At 47.2% G+C, this 1,004-nt stretch carries 1 protein-coding gene; it reads right to left on the reverse strand.

Annotated elements, in window-relative coordinates; genetic code table 11:
* Positions 1–78: 78 nt before the first annotated feature.
* The gene (locus C5471_RS23345; protein WP_242688859.1) at positions 79–840 is read right to left on the reverse strand and encodes a hypothetical protein; all 762 of its coding nucleotides are present in this window, start codon (positions 838–840) and stop codon (positions 79–81) included.
* Positions 841–1,004 lie beyond the last annotated feature (164 nt).

Below are 1,004 nucleotides of genomic sequence, written 5' to 3' on the forward strand. Positions count from 1 at the left end.
TGATTCTAAGCGTACGGGACGGGTAGGCTGGGAAAGACTCTGGGAGGGCTGGTTCCTGCTGCAAACTCTGGTGGACGGTTACTTGCTGGCCAAATCGGTTGATCTGGAGATGTGACTAAGAGACAGGAACTGGACGGGTGTCATCAGTCCATCAGAGACCGCATCGATATACTCTTCGAGATAACCTGACTCAAATTCCTCTGCCTCAATATTGTGCAAATCCTGTGGCCCCATTAATACATCGATGTAACCGATAGCGGAGGAAAAACGCCGTATTAAACGGGGTTCAACCTGTAAGTTACACAGAAATTGACCCAAACGTTCAAAACAATACAGACACGTTTCTGTCAACTGCTTATCCAAATAGTCCATAAAACGTGTCCAGTACTGTTGTGTTTTGCTGAATTGCTCCAGCCCAATTTGCTCTTCTTCTGGCAGGTTGTCCTGCACCGTCAGACGCAAAAACTGCTCCGCCGTCAGATTCAGCAACACGGTTGTATCCGGCCGGATAAGGATATCCACACAACCACTGCTGTCCGGATGGGTATAAGGCATCAGCATCGGATCCTGATAAACATGAGATATCGCGTCCATTCCCCGTATCCATAACGTCAGGATACGTTCACTATTTCTGCATCTAGCCCGGTTTGCCGGATCCTCAGACAAACTGTCCAAAAGATGAGTCATGACGGGCAAAAGCAACGCTTTGGTAAACTTTACATGGGTATTGACGTAGTCTCCCTGGCTCTCATGAAACAGACAGAAAATAGCATCGTCATCCAGCGCCAGCCCCATTCGCTCTTCGAATTGATGGCGGATATAAAAACGTAATAAAGACATCAGGTAAATCTCGTGATTGACGGGGTTCCCCCTGTAGGGCTGAGGGATCCCCACAAATCGGTGCTAATAAACCAGCACCATATTTCGGTAGACTCTTGTTAAGTGGTTAAGAGCATCATTCAGTGATATTTGCTTTAAAATCAGTGGGGAGTGTCGTAAGACGT

It is taken from the genome of Photorhabdus tasmaniensis (assembly GCF_011189505.1).
GTDB lineage: Bacteria > Pseudomonadota > Gammaproteobacteria > Enterobacterales > Enterobacteriaceae > Photorhabdus > Photorhabdus tasmaniensis.